Origin of the sequence: Candidatus Cardinium sp. cByotN1, from assembly GCF_022810525.1 — a bacterium.
Lineage (GTDB): Bacteria > Bacteroidota > Bacteroidia > Cytophagales > Amoebophilaceae > Cardinium.
In genome coordinates this window covers 1-5,845 of record NZ_JAACGG010000097.1, presented here as the reverse complement: position 1 = coordinate 5,845, position 5,845 = coordinate 1, and the positions used below count along the sequence as shown (strand labels likewise).

Below are 5,845 nucleotides of genomic sequence, written 5' to 3'. Positions count from 1 at the left end.
CTACCTGCAATCCATCCCGGCAACTGTTTTTCTTTTCATCTGTAAACTGCGCTTTCTGATCGCACTTTTTTCAAAGGGCGCGTTTTTTTCTAGCATAAGCCATAGTGGTGAACGGAAACTTTCACTTTAACTCAAATTTTGGATATACAGATACTAAAATAATAACTTATTGAGAATAAACACGAGAGAACCTTTTTTGGAAAATTCCACTTTATTTAGTTAATTGCTCCTATTAACGGGTATAAACTGGCCATTTTAGAATTTTATGGAATCATTTACCCAAATAGAACTCATTTTGTGGCTATGCAACCGGCTCATCTAATTAAATGAGCCATTTGAATAGCGCCTCGGCTAACCTAAAAGGGAAGCTATTAGGTTCTATCTGATCATTTACTTCCTAAAAAAATACCTTTACTTAAATGGTCACAAGCCCAACAAGTTTTTCTTTGCTTTATTTTTTTCTACATGGCGTCTAAATTAGGTGATTTCATTAAGTACTCCATAAAAGTAGGGTCTAAAACCCTAGATGCAACCTATCCTATCAAGTCTATAATAGTGGATAAAAGAATCAATAAAATTCCCTATGCCAAAATAGTGCTATATGATGGTGATCTGCAGACGCAAACTTTTACCATAACCAATGACAAAATTTTTACCATAGGCGCTGCTATTTCTATAAAAGCCGGTTATAATGATAGATTAGATCAACTATTTGAAGGTGTAGTGGCCAAATTGTCAATTCAGTCTAGAGCAATGGGATTATCTACCCTGACCGTAACTTGCAGAGATATGGCTTATAAGACTACTCTTGTCCCCAAAACCTTGCATTTTGAAAAATGCAAGGATAGTGACCTTTTCAAAAAAATTTTAAGTAGCTATAGTGGTTTAAGCCATAAAATTGAAGCCACAACTATTGTACATGAAAATATGGCACAACATGAAATATCAGATTGGGATTTCTTGAATATTCGCGCCGAAGCAAATGGGCAAATTGTCATAGTGAATGATGGGGTTATTTCAGTTAAAACACCTAAAACAACTGGCCAAGGTTCTTTTACCTATACTTATGGAAAAGACTTTATTGATTTTGATGCTGAAATAGATGCAAAAGATCCATGGGCAGGGGCAACTACCCTCTCTTGGGATAGTAGTAAGCAAAATAAGGTTACTGAGAAAGCAAGTGATCCGGGAGAACAGTCTATGGGTGATATTTCTTATAAAAAATTAATAACTGCTGCCCAAAAAAGTGCGATTGCTATGTCGCACGGTGGTCTATTAGATCCTTTAGAAATAAAAACCTTGGCAACTGGATTACTCAACCGGAGTAGAATCGCTAAAATAAAAGGCACTGCCACCGTCGCAGGTAATGCTGCATTACGTCATGATGGACTTATCACCCTTGAAAAAGGGGCAAATCACTTCTCAGGAAATGCTTATGTATCTGGTATTCAGCATATTATATCAGATGGCACCTGGCAGACCACGCTAACGCTAGGGCTAGATGCGCAGCGTTATATGCACAAATATCATGACATTGGTTCACTCCCAGCAGCAGGCATGATGCCACCTATACATGGACTACAACTTGGTGTTGTCAAACAAATTACACAAGACCCTCAAAAAAGTGATCGAATTTTAGTGCATCTTCCTTTGGTGCAAGATAAACCCAAAGAGGGTATTTGGTGTCGATTGGCTTCATTTTATGCTACGCAATCATCAGGTGCTTTTTTTATTCCGGAATTGGAAGATGAAGTGGTAATAGGTTTTCTTAATGACGATATACGCTTCCCTATTATTTTAGGTTCTCTGCATAGTAGTAAACACAAACCACCTAAAACAGTTGACCCTAAAAATTCTTTTAAGTCTTTTGTTTCTAGGGAAAAATTAGAGTTTACCTTTCATGACGATAAAGAAGGTCCTGAAATCATTATTAAAACAGCAAAAGGAGGCATCATTCAGATATCAGATAAGAAAAAAAGTATTGAAATGGTAGATCAAAATGGCAATAAAGTTATTTTAAGTAACGACGGGATCAACCTAACCAGTAGCAAGGATATTAATTTAAATGCAAGTGCCAGTATTACGCTAAAATCAGGGAAAGATGTTATCATAAGTGGTACGCAAAATGTAAACTTGAAGACTATGAATATCAATGCACAAGCTTCTATGAAAGCCATCTTAAGTGGTAATGCTAGTACGGAAGTTAAATCTGGTATGGCAACCATTATCAAAGGTACAACCGTACTGATCAATTAATAATTGATACCATTATTTTGTAGATTTTTCACTCACATCATACAGAACCTAACACTATGCCACCTGCAGCTGTATTATTAAACAAACATATGTGTCCTATGATCACCCCAGGTGTCCCCCCTATTCCCCATGCTACGGGAGGAATGATTATGCTAGGCTGTCCAACTGTTTTAATAGGTAAATTCCCTGCAGCAAGAATGGGAGATACGATGCTTTGCAATGGCCCGCCACCTCATCCAGATACCATTGTAAAGGGATCCCTAACGGTTCTAATAGGTAAAAAACCAGCCGCTCGGTTAGGCGATACAACAGGTATGGGGGGCATGATATTGCAAGGATGCCCTACAGTAATAATTGGTGGCTAAAATCAAACTAATCAAGCGTTCATATGGAAAATGACCCTAATTTCTTAGGTAGAGGATGGAAATTTCCACCTTCTTTTAACCATCATAGCAGTACAGTAGAAATGGTAAAAGGGTTAAATGATATCAAAGAAAGTTTAATCATTCTAATGCGTACCAGAATAGGTGAGCGCATTATCGAAGATAAATATGGTTGTGATCTGACCCCACTAGCCTTTCAACAACTTGATCTTAACTTGGAAACCTTTATGGTAAATAACATTAAGCAAACCATTGCTGAACATGAGCCTAGAGTGGAAGTGCTTGATGTTAAATTGACCGCGCCAAATGACGGAGAAGGAGCTATCGATATTAACATACACTATAAAGTTAAAAACTTAGATATAGAAGCAACGATCCAATATGGCTATCATCCTATTTATAACAAATAGCTATGAACAATACGCCACTAGAACTTGATTATCCTTTTTTAAAGGAACAGGGAATAGCTTATATTCAACAGTTAGCCGGCAAAAAGTGGACTGACTATGGAGATCATGACCCTGGGATCACCATTTTAGAAGTACTGTCCTTTGCCATTATGGATCTAGAATATAGAACCAACTTCTATATAGAAGATATATGGGCTAAAGATCCTGATGTAATAGACAACCTCAATGAACAACCATTCTATAAGGCCGAAGAGATTCTTCCGTGTAATCCACTAACTAAGTGGGATTTTTTAAAAATCGTGCTAGATGTTCCAGGTGTCAAAAATGCCAATATCTTCTTAAGCGATGGGCCAAAAGAAGTCAAAGGTGGTTATAAAATTTTTGTGCATGTAGAAGAACGTATCAGTCATACACCAGAAGAAAAAGAAGTATTGCATGTAATCAATAAAAGATTATGTGCACACAGGAATCTATGTGAAGATTTCTTTCTTGTCCAACCCATGGAAACATTGCCTATTGGCATTAAAGCGACCTTTGAGGTGGCTAATTGCTTGGCTTATGAAGAGGGTGAAACAATCATTGCTCAAATATTATTTGCTTTCCAAGAATTTCTCTCGCCACGTATTACCTTTTATAGTATTAGCCAATTACTAGAAAAAGGTAGAACTATAGATCAAATTTTTACCGGACCACTCTTAACCCAAGGTTTTATAGATGAAGAAGAATTAATTTACTTAAAAAGCAAATCTAGAATCTATGCAGTTGAGCTTTTAGAACAGGCCACTAAAATGGGCAATATTAAAAATGTGCTAAAGTTTGAACTATTTATTAATGACGGAAATACAAGTACAAGTAGCCTTACCATACCTGTTTTACCAGACCGATCTTTAGTACTGGATATTCCACAAAGTGAAATTATCCTTTATTACAATGGTCTACCGATCAGTACAGACTGGAAGAAGGTTATGGATATGCTTGAAGATATAAAAGGAAGGGGTACTTTAACAAAAGCCTATCTACAAGCAGAAGATATCTTTGTTTTAGAAGGCAACTATAGAAACTTAGAAGACCATATTTCTATACAGCAAGATTTTCCTTTACTCTATAATGTAGGACATGAAGGATGTACACCTTCTGAAAAACCTGAAAATCAGGCTAAAGCAAAGCAATTAAAAAGCTATCTAATGTTTTTTGACCAGCTTTTTGCCAATTATTTGGGTCAATTATCGAATATCAAACACACTATGGCCATCTATAGCCAGGATTATAATAAGCCTAATGGTCGTTTACCTTTAGATGTACCTAGAATGGAGACCATTATAAAACAACCTACTCCAGAGACAGATCCAGGTAATGATATTGAATTTGTCATACAAAGAAAGTATTTAGACCTAAAAAAGGAAGATGTTAATCTATATGATACAGACAAAAAACAAACTAGTGAAACAGAAAAAACCTACTATTCTTACATAAATCGAGCATTAGAAAGTGATATTCGAAGCTTAGATAAGCGATCAAGGGTATTAGACCATTTGTTAGCTTATTTTGCAGAGCGATTTACCATCTACTCCCTTCACCTTTATCCTAAAAATGAAGAGCAACGACTGGATGAATTTAATAACAATAAAGCACTTTTTCTAAAGGATTACATTGATATCAGTAAAAACAGAAACCGAGCGGGTCATATAACCATGAATGAGATCAATCACTCGATCAACCATGTTCCATCCGGTTTTAAGCAACGTATCTATCGTAATTTAGGTATTAAAAGCTTAGAAAAATGTTTTTTACATCAGATAGTCAAGGACAATATGTATCTAGAAAAACAATCTACACAGTGGAATTTGGATATTTTTCTAGGTAAGAATTCTCAAACAGAATATGATGATCTATTGATCTTTAGGGGAAAATATCAAAACATCCAATCGTTAGTTATGTCTTATGGCATCAATGAAGAATATTATAATATTATCAAAACAGGCAACGACACCTATAGCATTTTACTTTATATAGACAAAGTAAAAAAGCAGACTATTGAGCTAGTGACTGGTAGTGAATCACTTAGTAACATTGAGCAAGCAGAGGCTATGGTACAACAAAGTGTAGAATTGTTTAGAAAGTTGAGTAAAGCATGCGAAGGCTTTCATTTAATAGAACATATTTTGCTTAGAAGCGATAATACCTTAACAACAGAAGAAGATCCTTATTCGTTTATCATGACCATGGTATTCCCTGCATGGCCAGCCAGATTTCAAAAATCTTTATTTAGACATGCTGTAGAAGAAATGGTTATCATGGAAGGTCCAGCGCACATATTTACCAATATTTTATGGTTAGACTTTCAAGATATGGAAAACTTTGAAAAGGTCTACAAATCATGGATACAATTAAAAACTAATCCTAACGCTGACAAAACAGAAACAGATGCAGCAGGCAAGGTGTTGATGGACCTTATAGAATCGCATACGAAAGCAACAGTACCTGAGCCACCAATAACGGCAACTTAGAGGAAATTTTTTATCAAAGTCGAGAACAGATACCATTGTATCCGTTCACGACTGTGGTTTTTCTTCGATTATATTTAGCAACTCTTTGGTTTACGTTGACGAAATTAGTAGCAAATGAATTTTTGTTGTTACTTTTTTCTTGATAAAAAAGTAACCAAAAAATCAAGCGCTGATGAAAAAAGTAGCTGAAAGCTTCGTTTACAGCTGGAAAAACAGGAGCCTACCTGCAATCCATCCCGGCAACTGTTTTTCTTTTCATCTGTAAACTTCGCTTTCTGATCGCACTTTT

4 protein-coding genes are annotated in these 5,845 nt (G+C 35.9%); all 4 read left to right on the top strand.

Annotated features, from left to right (window positions below; genetic code table 11):
* The first annotated feature begins 465 nt into the window (after window positions 1–465).
* From vgrG to MUW73_RS02805, 4 genes are read left to right on the top strand one after another with little or no spacing between them, the layout of a single operon-like run.
* Window positions 466–2,256: a type VI secretion system tip protein VgrG gene (vgrG, locus tag MUW73_RS02820; protein WP_243575233.1), complete on the top strand. Its 1,791-nt coding sequence runs from the start codon at window positions 466–468 to the stop codon at window positions 2,254–2,256.
* A 56-nt stretch (window positions 2,257–2,312) separates the two neighbouring features.
* Window positions 2,313–2,621, top strand: coding sequence for a PAAR domain-containing protein (locus tag MUW73_RS02815; protein ID WP_243018667.1), 309 nt, complete (start codon window positions 2,313–2,315; stop codon window positions 2,619–2,621).
* A gap of 23 nt (window positions 2,622–2,644) precedes the next feature.
* On the top strand, window positions 2,645–3,049 hold the full coding sequence (locus MUW73_RS02810) for a GPW/gp25 family protein (RefSeq protein ID WP_243018666.1): 405 nt from the start codon (window positions 2,645–2,647) through the stop codon (window positions 3,047–3,049).
* 2 nt (window positions 3,050–3,051) lie between these two features.
* Window positions 3,052–5,556, top strand: a complete 2,505-nt coding sequence (locus MUW73_RS02805; RefSeq protein ID WP_243018665.1) for a hypothetical protein — start codon at window positions 3,052–3,054, stop codon at window positions 5,554–5,556.
* Window positions 5,557–5,845 lie beyond the last annotated feature (289 nt).